This is a genomic window from Citrobacter sp. S46_ASV_140 (assembly GCF_018919545.1).
Taxonomy (GTDB): Bacteria; Pseudomonadota; Gammaproteobacteria; order Enterobacterales; family Enterobacteriaceae; genus Citrobacter; species Citrobacter braakii.
Genome location: NZ_JAHLRC010000011.1, coordinates 34,963 through 52,880, shown reverse-complemented (window position 1 = coordinate 52,880; position 17,918 = coordinate 34,963). Strand labels below are relative to the sequence as shown.

Genomic DNA, 17,918 nt, shown 5'->3' with positions numbered 1-17,918 from the left:
GTTTTACAAGTTGGCTGCTATGCAGGAAAACAGATCCCATCCCGACACCACTTTCGCGTTGCGTAATGTCTCCTTTCGTGTGCCTGGCCGCACGCTGTTGCATCCTCTCTCATTAACTTTTCCGGTGGGGAAAGTAACCGGCCTTATCGGCCACAACGGGTCCGGAAAATCGACGTTATTGAAAATGCTGGGACGTCATCAGCCGCCGTCGGAAGGTGAAATCCTGCTCGACGAACAGCCGCTGGAGAACTGGAGCTGTAAAGCGTTTGCCCGCAAGGTCGCCTATCTGCCGCAGCAGTTGCCTCAGGCCGAAGGGATGACGGTGCGTGAACTGGTGGCGATTGGCCGCTATCCGTGGCACGGGGCGCTGGGACGTTTTGGCGTTGCCGACAGAGAGAAAGTAGAAGAAGCTATTTCGTTGGTCGGCTTAAAACCGCTGGCGCACCGCCTGGTGGATAGCCTGTCCGGCGGAGAACGCCAACGTGCGTGGATTGCCATGCTGGTGGCGCAGGACAGCCGCTGTCTGCTGCTTGATGAGCCGACTTCCGCGCTGGATATCGCTCATCAGGTTGACGTGCTGGCGCTGGTGCATCGCTTAAGCCAGCAGCGTGGGCTAACGGTGATTGCGGTGCTGCATGATATCAACATGGCGGCCCGCTACTGCGATTACTTAGTTGCGCTGCGCGGTGGTGAAATGATTGCGCAAGGAACGCCTGCTGAACTGATGCGCAGTGAAACTCTGGAACAGATTTACGGTATCCCGATGGGCATTTTGCCGCATCCGGCCGGTGCCGCACCCGTGAGTTTTGTCTATTAATGATTGAATTACATCATATTACCCGTCGGCGTCTGCTTACGGCGATGGCGCTCTCGCCGCTGCTGTGGCGGATGAATACGGCGTCCGCCGCGGCGATTGATCCGCAGCGTATTGTGGCGCTGGAATGGCTGCCGGTAGAGCTGTTGCTGGCGCTGGGTATTACGCCGTATGGCATTGCGGATATCCCTAACTACAAGCTGTGGGTCAGTGAGCCACCTCTACCGGACTCGGTGATTGATGTCGGGCTACGCACGGAACCCAATCTCGAACTGCTGACCGAAATGAAACCCTCGTTTCTGCTCTGGTCGGCAGGCTATGGTCCTTCCCCTGAAAAGCTGGCACGTATTGCACCTGGTCGGGGATTTAACTTCAGCGACGGTAAAAAACCGCTGGTCGTTGCGCGACAATCGCTGCAGGAAATGGCGCAATTGTTCAATCTGCAGGCCTCTGCTGAACGCCATCTGACTGAGTACGATCGTTTTATTGCCAGCCTGAAGCCGCGCTTCATTCAACGCGGTGCGCGCCCTGTGCTTCTCACCTCCCTGCTTGATTCGCGGCATATGCTGGTGTTTGGCCCAAACAGCCTGTTTCAGGACGTGCTGGACGAATATGGGATCCCCAACGCCTGGCAGGGAGAGACAAACTTTTGGGGCAGCACTGCCGTGAGTATTGACCGTCTGGCTGCTTTTCAGGATGTCGATGTATTGTGCTTTGATCACGGCAACGATAAAGAGATGGCTGCACTGATGTCTACGCCGTTGTGGCAGGCGATGCCCTTTGTTCGCAGCGGACGTTTTCAGCGCGTGCCGGCCGTCTGGTTCTATGGCGCAACGCTATCAGCCATGCATTTTGCCCGCATTCTGGATAATGCGCTGGGAGGCAAAGCGTGAGTAAACGTATCGCGCTGTTCCCCATTCTCCTGCTGGCGGTTCTGTTTGTTGCCGCCTGTTGGCTCACATGGGTTAACTTCTCCGTTGCGCTACCGCGCAGCCAATGGCAACAGGCTATCTGGTCACCGGATATCGATGCCATTAAACAGATGGTTTTCCACTACAGCCTGCTGCCGAGGCTGGCGATTTCGCTGTTGGTCGGTGCCGGGCTGGGACTGGTCGGCGTATTGTTTCAGCAGGTGCTGCGTAACCCACTGGCGGAGCCAACCACGCTAGGCGTTGCGACCGGTGCGCAGTTGGGCATTACCGTCACGACGCTGTGGGCTATTCCCGGTGCGCTCACCACGCAATTTGCTGCGCTGGCAGGTGCTTGTGTCGTTGGGGCGCTGGTGTTTGGCGTCGCCTGGGGCAAACGTCTTTCTCCGGTGACGTTAATCCTCGCCGGACTGGTGGTCAGCCTGTACTGCGGGGCGATTAACCAGTTGATGGTTATCTTCCATCACGATCAACTGCAAAGCATGTTTTTATGGAGCAGCGGCACGCTAACCCAAACCGACTGGAGCGGCGTACAGCGACTGTGGCCACAGCTGCTGGGCGGCGTGATGCTGACTCTGCTGCTGTTGCGTCCAATGACGCTGATGGGACTGGATGACGGCGTGGCGCGTAACCTCGGTCTGGCGTTGTCGCTGGCGCGCCTGGCGGCCTTATCGCTGGCGATTGTCATCAGCGCCTTGCTGGTTAACGCGGTTGGGATTATCGGCTTTATTGGCCTGTTTGCACCGCTGCTGGCGAAAATGCTCGGCGCGCGGCGTCTGTTGGCGCGTCTGATGCTGGCCCCGCTGATTGGTGCGTTGATCCTCTGGCTCTCTGACCAAATCATTCTGTGGCTGACCCGCGTATGGATGGAGGTCTCCACCGGTTCGGTGACGGCGCTGATTGGCGCGCCATTGCTGCTGTGGTTGTTGCCGCGCCTTAGAAGTATGAGCGCACCGGATATGAATGCCAGCAACCGTATCGCCGCGGAGCGTCAGAATGTACTGATGTTTGCGCTGGCGGGCGGGGTGGTTTTGCTGCTGACTCTGGTGGTGGCGCTGTCGTTTGGCCGCGATGCGCACGGCTGGACATGGGCCAGCGGCGCGATGCTGGATGAACTGATGCCCTGGCGCTGGCCACGTATTCTGGCGGCGTTGATTGCCGGGGTGATGCTGGCGGTAGCGGGCTGTATTATTCAGCGTCTGACCGGAAACCCAATGGCTAGCCCGGAAGTTCTGGGCATAAGCTCCGGCGCGGCATTTGGCGTGGTGTTAATGCTGTTTCTGGTCCCCGGAAATGCCTTTGGCTGGCTGCTGCCCGCAGGGAGTCTCGGGGCTGCGGTCACCTTGCTTATCATTATGATTGCCGCCGGGCGCGGTGGTTTTTCGCCGCACCGTATGCTGCTGGCAGGGATGGCGCTCAGTACGGCGTTTACTATGTTGTTGATGATGCTGCAGGCCAGCGGCGATCCGCGTATGGCGGGCGTGCTGACCTGGATCTCCGGCTCAACTTATAACGCGACGGGCGAACAGGTACTGCGCACCGGAATTGTGATGGTTATCCTGCTGGCGCTGACACCGCTGTGTCGTCGTTGGCTGACGATTTTACCGCTCGGCGGCGATACGGCGCGTGCGGTGGGTATGGCGATCACGCCGTCACGCGTGGGGTTATTGCTGTTGGCTGCGGGGCTAACGGCGACAGCAACCATGACCATTGGACCGTTGAGTTTTGTCGGGCTGATGGCTCCGCATATTGCCCGAATGATGGGTTTTCGTCGCGCGATGCCGCATATGCTGATTTCGGCGCTGGCGGGAGGTGTGCTGCTGGTCTTTGCTGACTGGTGCGGCAGGATGGTGCTGTTTCCGTATCAGATCCCGGCAGGATTACTGTCGACGTTTATTGGCGCGCCGTACTTTATCTATCTGCTACGTAAGCAGAGTCGCTGAGGTTTATCCCTTCTATTTAGGCTGCGTCGCCATCTGGCAATAAAAAAGCCGGGTGGCGGCTTCGCCTTGCCCGGCCTACGTTATTTCTGGACGTTCTCTTTTACAATTTCGCAAACACCCGGCGCGCGGCGTCGATGGTGTTATTGATATCGTCTTCACTGTGCGCGACGGACATAAAGCCCGCTTCGAAGGCGGACGGCGCCAGGTAAATCCCTTCATCCAGCATCATGTGGAAGAAACGCTTGAAGCGTTCAACGTCGCATGCCATCACATCCTGATAGCAGGTCACGGTTTCTGCATCGGTGAAGAAAATCCCGAACATCCCGCCCACATGGTTAACCACCAGCGGAATATTTGTTTCTGCGGCGGCTTCCAGCAGACCTTCCGCCAGGCGCGTCGTCAGTTCATTCAGCGTTTCATGAATACCCGGCTGGGCCACTTCGTTCAGACAAGCAAAGCCTGCCGCCATCGCAATCGGGTTACCTGAAAGCGTACCCGCCTGATAAACCGGACCGGTCGGCGCCAGCGCGTCCATCACATCACGGCGACCGCCGAATGCGCCAACGGGCATCCCGCCACCGATGATTTTGCCAAGGCAGGTCAGATCCGGAACGACGCCGTAATAATCCTGCGCACCGGCTAGCGCCACGCGGAAACCGGTCATGACTTCATCGATGATCAACAGCGCGCCAAACTCATCACACAGGGCACGCAGGCCCGGCAGGAATTCTGGCAGCGGCGGGATGCAGTTCATGTTGCCTGCGACCGGCTCAACGATAATGCAGGCGATCTCCTGCGGATACTGTTCAAATGCCGCACGAACTGAAGAGAGATCGTTGTAGGTGCAGGTCAGGGTGTGTTTCGCAAAATCGGCTGGAACGCCCGGGGAGTTTGGCTGACCCAGCGTTAACGCGCCGGAACCAGCTTTAACCAGCAGGCAGTCGGCATGACCGTGATAGCAGCCTTCAAATTTGATGATCTTATCGCGACCGGTGAAACCGCGCGCCAGACGGATTGCGCTCATCGTCGCTTCCGTACCGGAGTTCACCATACGCACCATATCCATGGTCGGCACAAGTTCAGTGACCAGCTCCGCCATTTTCACTTCCATCTCGGTCGGCGCGCCGAAGCTTAAACCGCGCTCTGCGGCTTCAATCACCGCATTGCGAATTGCCGGGTGGTTATGGCCCAGTACCATCGGTCCCCAGGAACCGACGTAATCGACATAGGCCTTACCATCGACATCGTACAGATACGCGCCGTCCGCTTTTTCGATAAACAGCGGAGTACCACCCACGCCAGTAAAGGCGCGAACGGGGGAGTTAACGCCGCCAGGGATAAGTTCGCGTGCTGCGCTGTAGAGATTTTCAGACTTACTCATGGATGGGGTCCTGGTTCGTAGAAAAAGTAAATGCCCGCTATTCTAGTTATTCAGAGAAGGTTATGAAAGTTTTACGCATTTGAAACAATGCGATTTGCAGGGGATTTTCGTGAAATGTGCGAGTAGAATGCCGATTCCGTATTTGTATTACCAATTAATGATCATCTGATGAAGACTGACTCTCCCTCTTTTGAAGCACAACAAATTGTGCGTTTACGCCGCAGGGATCAAATCCGTCGACTCCTGGAACGCGACAAAACGCCGCTGGCGATCCTGTTGATGGCCGCCGTTGTCGGTACCGTGACGGGGCTTGTTGGCGTGGCATTTGAGAAAGCGGTGACCTGGGTGCAAAATCAGCGCATTGGCGCCCTGGCCCAGGTTGCGGACCATGCCATTCTGCTGTGGCCGCTGGCGTTTATTCTCTCTGCATTGCTGGCGATGGTCGGCTATTTTCTGGTTCGTAAATTTGCGCCGGAAGCGGGAGGCTCGGGGATCCCTGAGATTGAAGGCGCGCTGGAAGAGCTACGACCTGTGCGCTGGTGGCGCGTTCTGCCGGTGAAATTTATTGGCGGCATGGGCACGCTGGGAGCCGGTATGGTGCTCGGGCGAGAAGGGCCGACCGTACAGATAGGCGGGAACATTGGGCGCATGGTGCTGGATATTTTCCGCATGCGCAGCGCTGAAGCGCGACATACCCTGCTGGCCACCGGTGCGGCTGCGGGTTTGTCGGCGGCGTTTAATGCGCCTCTGGCGGGGATCCTGTTCATTATTGAAGAGATGCGCCCGCAGTTTCGCTATAACCTCGTCTCGATCAAAGCCGTGTTTACCGGCGTTATTATGTCGAGCATTGTGTTTCGTGTGTTCAACGGTGAAGCACCGATTATTGAAGTCGGGAAGCTGTCTAATGCGCCGGTAAATACGCTGTGGCTGTATCTTGTGCTGGGGCTTATTTTTGGCTGTGTCGGGCCGTTGTTCAACACCATGGTGTTGCGTACCCAGGATATGTTCCAGCGCTTCCACGGCGGTGAAATTAAAAAATGGGTGCTGATGGGCGGCGCAATTGGTGGCCTGTGCGGGATCCTGGGATTAATTAAACCGGAAGCGGCAGGCGGCGGGTTTAACCTGATTCCTATCGCCGCGGCGGGTAATTTTAGCGTCGGTTTACTGCTGTTTATATTTATTACCCGGGTGATCACCACGCTGCTGTGCTTCTCTTCCGGCGCGCCCGGTGGGATTTTTGCCCCGATGCTGGCGCTGGGTACGTTACTTGGCACCGCGTTCGGTATGGCCGCGGCGGCCTCTTTTCCACAGTATCATCTGGAGGCCGGAACCTTTGCCATTGCCGGAATGGGGGCTTTGCTGGCGGCTTCGGTACGTGCACCGCTAACCGGTATTGTACTGGTGCTGGAGATGACCGATAACTATCAGCTCATTTTGCCAATGATTATTACCTGTCTTGGCGCAACACTATTAGCCCAATTTATGGGTGGAAAGCCGCTATACTCGACTATCCTTGCCCGCACGCTGGCAAAACAGGAAGCGGAGCAAGCGGCAAAAAGCCAGAGTACCGCCGCTGGCGAGAATACTTGAACGAAATACCAGGGTATTAGATAATGGCCTTAACCATTGGGTTATAATTTGCCCAATTGCCAATGTCGTTTGGAGCAAAATATGAGTGATGACGTAGCGCTGCCACTGCAATTTACTGAAGCAGCAGCCAATAAAGTAAAAAGCCTGATCGCTGACGAAGATAACCCGAATCTGAAATTACGCGTGTATATCACCGGCGGTGGTTGCAGCGGTTTCCAGTACGGTTTCACCTTTGATGATCAGGTGAACGATGGTGATATGACCATTGAGAAACAAGGTGTGGGTCTGGTGGTTGATCCGATGAGCCTGCAATATCTGGTGGGCGGCGCGGTTGACTATACCGAAGGTCTGGAAGGTTCCCGCTTCATTGTGACTAACCCCAATGCGAAAAGCACCTGCGGGTGTGGTTCTTCTTTCAGCATCTGATTGCTGCCTGTAATACCGATGGTCTGATGGTGTAGGCCCGGTAAGCGTAGCGCCACCGGGCAATGTGCCGGTTGGCGGCGTAAACGCCTTATCCGGCCTACATGTTCTGCATCATCACATCAGCGCCCGTTATCATCCAGTGCAAACGTCGGCAATTTCAAATGCCAGCGAATGGCGGCAAGCCTAATCAGCAGGGTGACGATCATCCCCATCATACTGGCGTTTTCCAGCGATACATTAAAGGTATAAAACGCTGTCGCATGCACGATCCCGCCGATAATACATGCCGTGGCGTAGATTTCGGTGCGCAGAATCATCGGGACTTCACGAGCTAACACATCGCGAATGATCCCGCCGCCGACGCCGGTAATCACCCCCATACAAACCGCCACCAGGGGGCCCGTCCCTGCGAGAAATGCTTTATTGACGCCAATCCCCACGAACACAGCCAGGCCAACGGCATCCAGCACCGGAAGGATCCACTTCGGTAAACGTCGTGGCTGACGTACCAGCAGGATTGTCAGCATACTGGTGATCATTGCCACCACCAGATCGGTGGGATCCTTAACCCAAAATACCGGCCCATGATCCAGCGCCATATCGCGGATCGTTCCGCCGCCAACGGCGGTAACCACCCCGAGGACCAGGACGCCAAACGGGTCCATCCGCAATTTTCCGGCCAGTAAGACGCCAGAGATAGCAAATACCGCGGTGCCGACAATATCCAGCCAATAGACGAGCATTTTTAAATCCTCACAACAGACCTGGTGGGGGCAGGCGCTAATTTATCTGTGAAAGCGCATTACAGAGTTGTTTTGCGGCGAGGATAATACGCGGGCTCGCGCGTTCGAACCAGTCACTATTAAGTGTAATAATGGGTATTTTTAGCTGGTTTCCCCAGTATTGTTCAATTTTCAGAGTTTCGCCTGGTCCTCCGGTTGCAACAATAGCCTGGGGCGCTCGTGCCAGGACCTGCTCACGGCTAACCTGTGGCCAGGGGACCCGACTGCCGGCAAAGATGTTTTCTCCACCGCATACCTCAAGAACTTCGTGCTGAATGGAGCCTTTTCCACTGGTAAACAGAGGATTTGCGCCAAACTGGAGAAACACGCGTTTTTTCGGTTTGTTGGCATACCGAGATTTTAGTAAAGCATAGTCATCAAGCATGGTTTGCGCCGCCTGTTTTGCCTGCTCAGGCTTTGGGCTCCACGCTGCCAGCTGGCGGAGCGCATCGGCGACCTGCTCGATGGTTACGGCGTCCACCCAGATGACCTTAATTCCCAGGGCGGTCAGCTGATTCACCTGCCGCTCAGCATTTCCCCCGCGCCAGGCGACGACTAAATCCGGTTTAAGCGCCACAATGCGTTCAAGGTTCATACCTTGCCAGGTGGAAACCTCCTCGATATTTTTGGCCGCTGGCGGGTAGTTTGAGTAGCTGCTGACGCCTACGGGTGTAATGCCGGCGGCAAAGGCGAGTTCGGTATTGGCAGGAGAAAGCGTCACAACACGCGGTGCGGCGTACAGGAACGCCGGAAGAGTGAAAAGCAGGGCGACCAGCGCCCTGGAGAGTAATTTAGCCATGCGCCAGTTTCTGTACCAGCGTTTCAACCATCAGGCTTGACTGTTTCGCGGCAACAACCAGGAACTCGTCAAAGCTGAGATGGGACTGCTGATCGGCGACGTCAGAGATGGCGCGAACCACGACAAACGGCACATTGAAGTTATGGCAAACGTGCGCAATCGCGGTCGCTTCCATCTCAACGGCAATGGCCTGCGGGAAGTTATGCTTAATTTTAGCCAGACCCACGGAGCCATTAATGAAGGCATCGCCGCTGACGATTAGTCCGCGAACGGCGTTCAGATTGAGTTGCGCAATGCAGGATTCTGCTGCAGCAATCAGCGCAGGATCGGCTTTAAAACCAGCCGGGCAGCCCGGTAACTGACCAAATTCATAGCCAAAGGCGGTAACGTCGGCATCGTGATAGCGCGCTTCGTCAGAAACCACAATATCGCCGACTTTCAGCGTAGAGGCCAGGCCGCCCGCGGAACCGGTGTTAATGATGGCATCCGGCTTGCAGCGTTCAAGCAGCAGCGTAGCGCCCAGCGCCGCCGCCACTTTACCGATACCTGATTTCAGTAGCGCAACCTCTGTACCGTTCAGTTGGCCGGTGTAAATTTCACAACCGCCGAGAGAGAGGGTCTGACGGTTTTCGATTTTGTCACGCAGCAGCGTAACTTCTTCTTCCATTGCACCAATGATGCCGATTTTCATAGATTTACTCGCGATAAGCCAGATTTGAGGGCATAGTCTATCATGCGCTTAAGGGGTAGCGCATTTCTCAGGCGGGAGAGGATATGGTACAGATCGATTTCCGAAAAAAAATAAACTGGCATCGTCGTTACCGTTCGCCGCAGGGCGTGAAGACGGAGCATGAGATCCTGCGTATTTTCGAAAGCGATCGTGGACGTATTATCAATTCTCCGGCTATTCGCCGACTGCAACAAAAAACCCAGGTCTTTCCGCTGGAGCGTAACGCGGCGGTGCGCACGCGGCTGACGCACTCGATGGAAGTTCAGCAAGTTGGGCGCTATATCGCTAAAGAGATCCTCAGCCGACTGAAAGAACTAAAACTGCTGGAGCAGTATGGTCTGGATGAACTGACGGGACCGTTTGAGAGTATTGTCGAAATGTCATGCCTGATGCATGACATTGGCAATCCGCCGTTTGGTCATTTTGGTGAAGCGGCGATTAATGACTGGTTCCGCCAGCGGCTGTATCCCGCCGACGCGGAAAGTCAGCCCCTCAGCGACGACCGCTGCCTGGTGGCGGCGTTACGTTTGCGCGAAGGCGAAGAGTCGCTGAATGATATTCGCCGTAAGGTGCGCCAGGACCTGTGCCATTTTGAAGGTAATGCCCAAGGTATTCGTCTGGTGCATACTTTGATGCGTATGAATCTTACCTGGGCCCAGGTTGGTGGTATTTTAAAATATACCCGTCCGGCGTGGTGGCGTGGAAGTACGCCTACGACGCATAACTATTTAATGAAGAAACCGGGCTATTACCTTTCTGAAGAACCGTATATTGAACGGTTACGTAAAGAATTATCATTAGCGCCTTACAGTCGCTTTCCATTAACCTGGATTATGGAAGCTGCCGATGATATCTCTTATTGCGTGGCCGACCTGGAAGATGCCGTTGAGAAAAGAATCTTTAGCGTCGAGCAACTTTATCACCATCTGCATGAGGCGTGGGGGCACCACGAAAAAGGTTCCCTGTTTAGCCAGGTTGTTGAGAATGCCTGGGAGAAATCACGGTCAAATACATTAAGCCGGAGCACGGAAGATCAGTTCTTTATGTATTTACGCGTCAATACGCTGAATAAACTGGTGCCGTATGCAGCCCAGCGGTTTATTGATAATTTACCGCAGGTTTTTGACGGCAGCTTTAATCACGCGCTGTTAGAAGATGCCAGTAGCTTTAGTCAGTTGCTGGGGGTCTATAAAAATGTGGCGATAAAACACGTATTTAGTCATCCGGACGTTGAGCAGTTGGAATTGCAGGGGTATCGGGTGATCAGCGGGTTGCTGGAGATCTATCAGCCTTTATTAAAAATGTCCCAGTCAGATTTTACTGAGCTGGTCGACAATGAAAGAGTTAAACGTTTTCCTATCGAATCACGATTATTTCAGAAGTTGTCTACTCGCCATCGTCTTGCTTATGTCGAGGCGGTTAGTAAAATATCAACGGGTTGCGCTGAGTTTTCGGTAATGGAATATTATTATCGCTGCCGGCTGATTCAGGATTATATCAGCGGGATGACCGATCTGTATGCCTGGGATGAATATCGTCGCTTGATGGCCGTAGAACAATAAATACTCATTTGTAAAGACGGCCAATAAAATTTTACTTTTTCCTTAAACTCAATTCTGGAACTTAGCGTTATAAAACGACTCTGACGTATACAGCAATTTTGCGTTACCTGTTAATCGAGAACGAAACACATGAAAAAAACCACATTAGCAATGAGTGCACTGGCTCTGAGTTTAGGTTTGGCGTTGTCCCCCCTGTCTGCCACAGCGGCTGAGACGTCGTCTTCAGCAATGACCGCCCAACAGATGCCAAGCCTGGCCCCGATGCTCGAAAAAGTGATGCCATCGGTGGTAAGCATTAACGTCGAGGGGAGCACGACGGTAAATACGCCGCGTATGCCGCGTAATTTCCAGCAGTTCTTCGGTGATAATTCACCATTCTGCCAGGACGGTTCACCGTTCCAGAGTTCACCGTTCTGCCAGGGCGGCGCACCGGGCGCTGACAACGGCGGCGGCCAGCAGCAGAAATTTATGGCGCTGGGTTCCGGCGTAATTATTGATGCCGCGAAAGGGTATGTCGTGACCAACAACCACGTGGTGGATAACGCCACGGTGATTAAGGTTCAGTTGAGCGATGGCCGTAAATTTGATGCGAAGATCGTGGGTAAAGATCCGCGCTCCGATATCGCGCTGATCCAAATTCAGGACCCGAAAAACCTGACGGCGATTAAGCTGGCAGATTCCGACGCGCTGCGTGTGGGTGATTATACCGTAGCAATTGGTAACCCGTTTGGCCTCGGTGAGACCGTGACCTCCGGTATTGTTTCTGCGCTGGGCCGTAGCGGCCTGAACGCGGAAAACTACGAAAACTTTATTCAGACGGATGCCGCGATCAACCGGGGTAACTCCGGCGGCGCACTGGTCAACCTGAACGGTGAGCTGATCGGTATTAACACCGCGATCCTTGCGCCGGACGGCGGCAACATCGGTATCGGCTTTGCAATCCCGAGCAACATGGTGAAAAACCTGACGTCGCAGATGGTTGAGTTTGGTCAGGTTAAACGCGGTGAGCTGGGTATTATGGGTACCGAGCTGAGCTCTGAGCTGGCGAAAGCGATGAAAGTTGATGCTCAGCGTGGCGCATTTGTCAGCCAGGTGATGCCGAACTCTTCCGCAGCGAAAGCAGGTATTAAAGCCGGGGATGTGATTACCTCCCTAAACGGTAAACCGATCAGCAGCTTCGCCGCCCTGCGTGCGCAGGTGGGTACGATGCCGGTAGGCAGCAAAATTAACCTTGGCCTGTTGCGTGACGGTAAGCCGGTCACTGTGAATCTGGAACTGCAGCAGAGCAGCCAGACTCAGGTTGATTCCAGCTCTATCTTCAAAGGCATTGAAGGGGCTGATATGAGCAACAAAGGCCAGGACAAAGGGGTCGTGGTCAGCGAGGTGAAAGCGAATTCTCCGGCTGCACGGATTGGCCTGAAGAAAGGGGATGTGATTATCGGTGCGAACCAGCAGCCGGTGAAAAATATCGCCGAACTGCGCAAAATCCTCGACAGCAAACCGGCTGTACTGGCGCTGAACATTCAGCGTGGTGACAGCTCCATCTATCTGTTGATGCAGTAATCTCCCTAAACCCCTTCCTGCACAGGAAGGGGTTTCTTTTTGTGATACTTCCCACAACTCCATACTTCTCCCTCTCGCTTTGTGCAGTTGCACAATGCCGCCGCTTATTATCTTCCCTATGCTTGAGCTCTGCTCACAGGAGGGGTTTATGGCTGGCTGGCATCTTGATACCAAAATGGCGCAGGATATCGTAGCGCGAACCATGCGCATCATTGATACCAATATCAACGTAATGGATGCCCGCGGGCGGATCATTGGCAGCGGCGATCGCGAACGAATTGGTGAATTGCACGAAGGCGCGCTGCTGGTGCTTTCGCAAGGTCGGGTGGTCGATATTGATGATGCGGTAGCCCGGCATTTACATGGAGTGCGTCAGGGGATAAACCTGCCGCTGCGTCTGGAAGGCGAAATCGTTGGCGTTATCGGTCTTACCGGCGAGCCGGAACATCTGCGCAAGTATGGCGAACTGGTGTGCATGACCGCCGAAATGATGCTGGAACAGTCGCGTCTGATGCATCTGTTAGCGCAGGATAGCCGTCTGCGTGAAGAGCTGGTGATGAACCTGATTCAGGCGGAAGAGAATACCCCGGCACTGATGGAATGGGCACAGCGATTGGGCATTGATTTGAACCAGCCGCGCGTGGTGGCGGTAGTGGAGGTCGACAGCGGTCAGCTTGGCGTTGATAGTGCGATGGCGGAGCTACAGCAATTGCAGAACGCGTTGACTACACCCGAACGTAATAATCTGATTGCGATTGTTTCTCTGACCGAGATGGTGGTGCTGAAACCAGCGCTCAATCAGTTTGGCCGCTGGGACGCTGAAGATCATCGCAAGCGCGTTGAGCAACTGATTGCCCGCATGAAAGAGAATGGACAACTGCGTTTTCGCGTGTCGCTGGGCAACTATTTTACCGGGCCAGGCAGCATTGCCCGTTCGTATCGTACGGCGCGCACCACCATGATGGTCGGCAAGCAGCGGATGCCGGAAAGCCGGAGCTATTTCTATCAGGACTTGATGCTGCCGGTGCTGCTGGACAGCCTGCGCGGCGGCTGGCAGGCCAATGAGCTGGCGCGCCCGCTGGTAAGGCTGAAAGCGATGGATAACAACGGTTTGCTGCGTCGAACATTATCGGCATGGTTTCGACATAACGTTCAGCCGCTGGCGACCTCAAAAGCATTGTTTATTCACCGCAATACGCTGGAGTATCGCCTGAACCGTATTTCAGAGCTGACCGGGCTGGATCTGGGGAATTTTGACGATCGACTGCTGCTGTATGTGGCGTTGCAGCTGGATGAGCAGCATTGATTAATTGCCTGATAAGCGTAGCGCTATCAGGCAACAATCGACTTATTTGCGCGTCAGTTTTTCCAGATCGGCTTCAATCTCGCTGATCTTGTTGGTCACGACGCTTTCCAGATGACGTAAATCATCGAGGATCTTGCGTTTAAGATCGACTTCGCTGCGATCTCGCTGGCAGATCTGATCCAGTTCGTCGATCACGTAGCGCAGGTTGGGACTGATCTCCTGCACTTCTTTGTAACCCTGACCGACGCCATCGGCGACAACCGTTTTACGCTGACGGGGATATTTGAACTTCACGCTCTTGGCAAAAAACTCGCCTTTATCCTTCTGGAAATAGATTTTCAGGATATCGTTGTTGGCTTCTTGCCGCAGACTGTAACGATCGATCTCTTCAGGATTAGTAATGCCCAGACTTTTCAGATTGTCATACATAGCGGTACCCTTAAGCTCACTATAACCATTGAATAATTAACGAAAAGCCTTGTTTATGCCACTCGCAGATGTAAAAAAAGCGGGCTAAGCCCGCTTTTTCAAATCGCTGTTAGTCGATGGTGCGTAACAGTTCGTTGATTCCCACTTTGCCACGCGTTTTGGCATCGACTTTCTTCACAATCACCGCGCAGTACAGGCTGTATTTGCCATCTTTCGACGGCAGGTTGCCGGAAACGACCACGGAGCCCGCTGGAACGCGGCCGTAATGCACTTCGCCGGTTTCGCGATCGTAAATACGGGTGCTCTGGCCGATATATACACCCATGGAGATGACGGAGCCTTCTTCGACGATCACGCCTTCAACCACTTCAGAGCGCGCGCCGATGAAGCAGTTGTCTTCGATGATGGTCGGGTTAGCCTGCAACGGTTCCAGTACGCCACCAATACCAACGCCACCGGACAGGTGTACATTCTTACCGATTTGCGCACAGGAACCCACGGTCGCCCAGGTATCAACCATCGTACCTTCATCAACATAAGCGCCGATGTTCACGTAAGACGGCATCAGCACGGTGTTACGGGCGATAAACGCGCCCTGACGCACTGCCGCAGGCGGAACCACGCGGAAACCTTCTTTCTGGAAGCGCGCTTCGTCGTAGTTGGCGAATTTCATCGGCACTTTATCGAAGTAACGGCTTTCCGCACCTTCGATAACCTGATTATCGTTAATACGGAAAGAGAGCAGGACCGCCTTTTTCAGCCACTGATGCGTGACCCACTGACCCTCAATCTTTTCTGCGACGCGCAGTGCACCGGAATCCAGTAAAGAAATAACCTGATTCACCGCTTCGCGGGTTACGGTATCTACATTTGCCGGAGTAATGTCGGCACGGCGCTCGAAAGCGGACTCAATAACGTTCTGTAACTGCTGCATTGTTAAACTCTTTCCATAATAAATAAAAACATTACCCTTTATCGTTTGGATTGAGGGCCTCTGTCAACCGTTGATGCACTTCCTGCTGCAGCTCATTATTAAGGGCGCGCCGGTCGGCGGTGGCGATTATGAATAAATCTTCTACTCGCTCGCCAATAGTTGTAATTCGGGCGCCATGCAGCGAAATTCCCAGATCGGCAAAAATCTGCCCGACCCGCGCCAGCAGTCCTGGCTGGTCGAGAGCGATAAGCTCAAGAAATGATTTTCGGTCGGTATGGGTCGGCAGAAAAGTGACCTCGGTATCGACGGTAAAGTGACGTAATTTTGCCGGCTGGCGACGCGGTTGCGGCGGCTGCCAACTACGCTGGGTGATCGCCTGTTCCAGCCCAAAACGGATCGCTTCGTGTCGGTCTGACGACAGCGGGCTACCGTCTGGTTCCAGCACAATGAACGTATCCATCGCCATCCCATCGCGGGTGGTGAAAATCTGCGCATCGTGGACGCTAAGGTTGCGCCTGTCCAGTTCGGCGCAGACGGCAGCAAACAGGTAAGGGCGGTCAGGGCTCCAGATGAAAATTTCCGTCCCGCCTCGCGTGGCCTGCGGGCTGAGCAGGATCAGCGGCTTGCTGAGATCGTGTTGCAGCAGATGACGTGCATGCCAGGCCAACTGATTTGGGCTGTGACGTACGAAATAGTTGGCGCGACAGCGCGACCAGATATGGTGCAGCGCTTCTTCATCAATGTTGTCCATGCGCAGTAGCGCCAGCGCCTGAAGTTGATGATGACGTACGCGCTCACGCATATCCGGCGTGTTTTGCATCCCACGGCGTAACTGTTTTTCCGTCGCGAAGTACAGCTCGCGCAGCAGGCTTTGCTTCCAGCTATTCCACAGCGTTTCGTTGGTGGCGCAAATATCTGCGACGGTCAGGCACACCAAAAAGCGCAGACGATGTTCCGTTTGCACCTCTTCGGCGAATTGCTTAATGACTTCGGGATCCTGAATATCGCGGCGCTGAGCGGTAACCGACATCAGTAAATGCTGGCGCACCAGCCACACGATCAGTTGCGTTTCGCGGGAGTTCAGCCCGTGCAGTTCGGCGAATTTGAGCACATCCTGGGCGCCGAGAACCGAGTGATCGCCGCCGCGACCTTTGGCGATATCGTGGAACAGCGCGGCAATCAGAATCAGCTCCGGCTGTCGTAGACGCGGCCACAGATCCACGCACAGCGGATGGCGCTGACGGGTCTCTTCGTTAGCAAAACTTTCCAGCTTGAGCATTACGCGAATGGTGTGTTCATCCACCGTATAGGCATGAAACAGGTCAAACTGCATTTGGCCGACAATATGCGACCATTGCGGCATATAGGCCCACAACACGCTGTGGCGATGCATAGGCAGCAGGCCGCGACTCACCGCGCCCGGATGGCGCAACATACTGAGAAACAGCGAACGCGCTTCCGGGATGTAGCACAGCGGCTGCGTTAAATGACGGCGGGCATGACGTAAATGGCGCAGCGTAGTGGAGTAAATTCCGCTGATCGCGCTATTACGCACCATGATGTAAAACATCCGCAATATTGCTTCGGGTTTGCGAATAAACAGGTCGTCGTCGCGCAGATCAATCAACGTGCCGCGCAGTTGAAAGTCGTCATCAATCGGACGTGGTTTTTCATCGGCGGGCAGGGCGAGGATCGCCTCGTCGAACAGTTGCAACAGCATGTGGTTCAGTTCGCTGACCCGCCGTGTGACGCGGAAATAGTCTTTCATCATCCGCTCGATAGGCTCGTTGCCTTCACCGCCGTAGTTCAGGCGTTGCGCCACGCTGAGCTGACGATCAAACAGCAGACGGTTGTCGTAACGACTAACGACCAGATGCAGGGCAAAGCGAATGCGCCACAGGATATGCAAACATTCATTCAGCTCGGCACGTTCTGCCTGCGTCAAAAAGCCGAAACCGACCATTTCATCCAGTGAGGTGGCGCCAAAATGGCGGCGGGCCACCCATTGCAGGGTATGAATATCGCGCAGGCCGCCGGGACTACTTTTGATATCCGGCTCCAGGTTATAGCTGGTGCCGTGATAGCGCTGGTGGCGCTGATTCTGCTCTTCAACTTTGGCTGCGTAAAACTTATCGGACGGCCAGAAACCTTCGCTAAAAATATGCTTTTGTAGCTCAAGAAACAGCGCCACATCACCAATCAGCAGGCGCGTTTCAATCAGGTTGGTGGCGACGGTTAAATCTGACAATCCTTCCAGCAGACACTCTTCCAGCGTGCGCACGCTGTGCCCAACCTCGAGCCTCACGTCCCATAGCAGCGTTAACAGTTCGCCAACTTTTTCGGCCTGCGCGTCTGGTAGCTTTTTACGACTCAGGATCAGCAGGTCAATATCGGAAAGCGGATGCAGTTCGCCGCGCCCGTAACCGCCAACGGCAACCAGCGCCAGGTCGGCAATTTGACCGAAACCGGCTTCAATCCACAGACGTTGCAGTAACTGGTCAATAAACTCGGTGCGGGCCTCAATCAGCTGCTCTGCGGAAATCCCGCTGTCAAACGCGTCACCTAACCAGTGCTGGAAAGTGTCGATATGCGCTTTAATGCCGGGGCAGTTGAGATCGTGCTGCGGCCAGGTTCCGGGGTTCTGCGGTTGGCCTGGCAGGGTGGGGAGGGCAGTATTTGCGTGTTGTTCAGGAAGAGTATTCATTATGCGCCACCCATTAAAAAAGCCGG

At 54.6% G+C, this 17,918-nt stretch carries 15 protein-coding genes and 1 pseudogene; 9 read left to right on the top strand and 7 right to left on the bottom strand.

The annotated features are described in order from the left end of the window. The first annotated feature begins 19 nt into the window (after positions 1-19). Genes fhuC through fhuB form a run of 3 tightly spaced genes read left to right on the top strand, consistent with a single transcriptional unit; the run spans position 20 to position 3,686 of the window. Positions 20-817, top strand: coding sequence for a Fe3+-hydroxamate ABC transporter ATP-binding protein FhuC (gene fhuC / locus KQJ19_RS05535; protein WP_216403409.1), 798 nt, complete (start codon positions 20-22; stop codon positions 815-817). Then, positions 817-1,707 (top strand): Fe(3+)-hydroxamate ABC transporter substrate-binding protein FhuD, encoded by an 891-nt coding sequence (gene fhuD, locus KQJ19_RS05530; RefSeq protein WP_019078397.1) that lies wholly within the window; start codon positions 817-819, stop codon positions 1,705-1,707. Before fhuC ends, fhuD begins: the two co-directional genes overlap by 1 nt. Continuing rightward, positions 1,704-3,686, top strand: coding sequence for a Fe(3+)-hydroxamate ABC transporter permease FhuB (gene fhuB, locus KQJ19_RS05525; RefSeq protein ID WP_103766818.1), 1,983 nt, complete (start codon positions 1,704-1,706; stop codon positions 3,684-3,686). Before fhuD ends, fhuB begins: the two co-directional genes overlap by 4 nt. 100 nt (positions 3,687-3,786) lie before the next feature. On the opposite strand, the gene hemL is transcribed toward fhuB, so the two are convergent. After that, positions 3,787-5,067, bottom strand: a complete 1,281-nt coding sequence (gene hemL, locus KQJ19_RS05520) for a glutamate-1-semialdehyde 2,1-aminomutase (protein ID WP_016151749.1) — start codon at positions 5,065-5,067, stop codon at positions 3,787-3,789. A 168-nt stretch (positions 5,068-5,235) separates the two neighbouring features. Here hemL and clcA point away from each other — a divergent pair, with 168 nt between their 5' ends. The 3 genes and pseudogenes from clcA to erpA all read left to right on the top strand — a co-directional run bounded on the left by clcA (position 5,236) and on the right by erpA (position 7,083). Then, on the top strand, positions 5,236-6,657 hold the full coding sequence (gene clcA, locus KQJ19_RS05515; protein WP_019078400.1) for a H(+)/Cl(-) exchange transporter ClcA: 1,422 nt from the start codon (positions 5,236-5,238) through the stop codon (positions 6,655-6,657). A 23-nt stretch (positions 6,658-6,680) separates the two neighbouring features. Then, positions 6,681-6,746 (top strand): annotated as a pseudogene (yadW, locus tag KQJ19_RS05510) (small protein YadW). Next, positions 6,739-7,083: an iron-sulfur cluster insertion protein ErpA gene (gene erpA / locus KQJ19_RS05505; protein WP_216403408.1), complete on the top strand. Its 345-nt coding sequence runs from the start codon at positions 6,739-6,741 to the stop codon at positions 7,081-7,083. The pseudogene yadW and the gene erpA overlap by 8 nt, the downstream one beginning before the upstream one ends. 119 nt (positions 7,084-7,202) lie before the next feature. Here the strand turns inward: erpA and KQJ19_RS05500 are convergent, their stop codons facing one another. Genes KQJ19_RS05500 through mtnN form a run of 3 tightly spaced genes read right to left on the bottom strand, consistent with a single transcriptional unit; the run spans position 7,203 to position 9,355 of the window. Then, positions 7,203-7,826, bottom strand: a complete 624-nt coding sequence (locus KQJ19_RS05500; protein WP_047498537.1) for a TRIC cation channel family protein — start codon at positions 7,824-7,826, stop codon at positions 7,203-7,205. 37 nt (positions 7,827-7,863) lie between these two features. Next, the gene (gene btuF, locus KQJ19_RS05495; protein ID WP_016155723.1) at positions 7,864-8,664 is read right to left on the bottom strand and encodes a vitamin B12 ABC transporter substrate-binding protein BtuF; all 801 of its coding nucleotides are present in this window, start codon (positions 8,662-8,664) and stop codon (positions 7,864-7,866) included. Next, positions 8,657-9,355 (bottom strand): 5'-methylthioadenosine/S-adenosylhomocysteine nucleosidase, encoded by a 699-nt coding sequence (mtnN, locus tag KQJ19_RS05490; protein WP_016151752.1) that lies wholly within the window; start codon positions 9,353-9,355, stop codon positions 8,657-8,659. The genes btuF and mtnN overlap by 8 nt, the downstream gene beginning before the upstream one ends. An 83-nt stretch (positions 9,356-9,438) precedes the next feature. On the opposite strand from mtnN, the gene dgt reads away from it, so the two are divergent. The 3 genes from dgt (at position 9,439) to cdaR (ending at position 13,825) form a co-directional block, all read left to right on the top strand. Next, positions 9,439-10,956, top strand: coding sequence for a dGTPase (gene dgt / locus KQJ19_RS05485; RefSeq protein WP_200108410.1), 1,518 nt, complete (start codon positions 9,439-9,441; stop codon positions 10,954-10,956). A gap of 129 nt (positions 10,957-11,085) precedes the next feature. Beyond that, positions 11,086-12,519, top strand: a complete 1,434-nt coding sequence (gene degP, locus KQJ19_RS05480) for a serine endoprotease DegP (RefSeq protein WP_016151754.1) — start codon at positions 11,086-11,088, stop codon at positions 12,517-12,519. Positions 12,520-12,667: 148 nt separating this feature from the next. Beyond that, positions 12,668-13,825 (top strand): DNA-binding transcriptional regulator CdaR, encoded by a 1,158-nt coding sequence (gene cdaR, locus KQJ19_RS05475; protein WP_016151755.1) that lies wholly within the window; start codon positions 12,668-12,670, stop codon positions 13,823-13,825. A gap of 42 nt (positions 13,826-13,867) precedes the next feature. Here the strand turns inward: cdaR and KQJ19_RS05470 are convergent, their stop codons facing one another. The 3 genes from KQJ19_RS05470 to glnD all read right to left on the bottom strand — a co-directional run bounded on the left by KQJ19_RS05470 (position 13,868) and on the right by glnD (position 17,892). After that, complete coding sequence (locus KQJ19_RS05470) at positions 13,868-14,254, bottom strand: DUF3461 family protein (protein ID WP_003018562.1); 387 nt, start codon at positions 14,252-14,254, stop codon at positions 13,868-13,870. 109 nt (positions 14,255-14,363) lie between these two features. Beyond that, positions 14,364-15,188: a 2,3,4,5-tetrahydropyridine-2,6-dicarboxylate N-succinyltransferase gene (gene dapD, locus KQJ19_RS05465; RefSeq protein ID WP_003829186.1), complete on the bottom strand. Its 825-nt coding sequence runs from the start codon at positions 15,186-15,188 to the stop codon at positions 14,364-14,366. A gap of 31 nt (positions 15,189-15,219) precedes the next feature. Further along, the gene (gene glnD, locus KQJ19_RS05460; protein ID WP_016151756.1) at positions 15,220-17,892 is read right to left on the bottom strand and encodes a bifunctional uridylyltransferase/uridylyl-removing protein GlnD; all 2,673 of its coding nucleotides are present in this window, start codon (positions 17,890-17,892) and stop codon (positions 15,220-15,222) included. Positions 17,893-17,918: the final 26 nt, after the last annotated feature.

Excerpts from the sequence above, each read along its gene's own strand:
- dgt (WP_200108410.1), top strand. The coding sequence starts at position 9,439 with ATGGTACAGATCGATTTCCGAAAAAAAATAAACTGGCATCGTCGTTAC.
- glnD (WP_016151756.1), bottom strand. The coding sequence starts at position 17,892 with ATGAATACTCTTCCTGAACAACACGCAAATACTGCCCTCCCCACCCTG.
- erpA (WP_216403408.1), top strand. The coding sequence starts at position 6,739 with ATGAGTGATGACGTAGCGCTGCCACTGCAATTTACTGAAGCAGCAGCC.
- fhuC (WP_216403409.1), top strand. The coding sequence starts at position 20 with ATGCAGGAAAACAGATCCCATCCCGACACCACTTTCGCGTTGCGTAAT.
- btuF (WP_016155723.1), bottom strand. The coding sequence starts at position 8,664 with ATGGCTAAATTACTCTCCAGGGCGCTGGTCGCCCTGCTTTTCACTCTT.
- KQJ19_RS05500 (WP_047498537.1), bottom strand. The coding sequence starts at position 7,826 with ATGCTCGTCTATTGGCTGGATATTGTCGGCACCGCGGTATTTGCTATC.
- dapD (WP_003829186.1), bottom strand. The coding sequence starts at position 15,188 with ATGCAGCAGTTACAGAACGTTATTGAGTCCGCTTTCGAGCGCCGTGCC.
- degP (WP_016151754.1), top strand. The coding sequence starts at position 11,086 with ATGAAAAAAACCACATTAGCAATGAGTGCACTGGCTCTGAGTTTAGGT.
- KQJ19_RS05470 (WP_003018562.1), bottom strand. The coding sequence starts at position 14,254 with ATGTATGACAATCTGAAAAGTCTGGGCATTACTAATCCTGAAGAGATC.
- hemL (WP_016151749.1), bottom strand. The coding sequence starts at position 5,067 with ATGAGTAAGTCTGAAAATCTCTACAGCGCAGCACGCGAACTTATCCCT.
- fhuD (WP_019078397.1), top strand. The coding sequence starts at position 817 with ATGATTGAATTACATCATATTACCCGTCGGCGTCTGCTTACGGCGATG.
- cdaR (WP_016151755.1), top strand. The coding sequence starts at position 12,668 with ATGGCTGGCTGGCATCTTGATACCAAAATGGCGCAGGATATCGTAGCG.
- clcA (WP_019078400.1), top strand. The coding sequence starts at position 5,236 with ATGAAGACTGACTCTCCCTCTTTTGAAGCACAACAAATTGTGCGTTTA.
- mtnN (WP_016151752.1), bottom strand. The coding sequence starts at position 9,355 with ATGAAAATCGGCATCATTGGTGCAATGGAAGAAGAAGTTACGCTGCTG.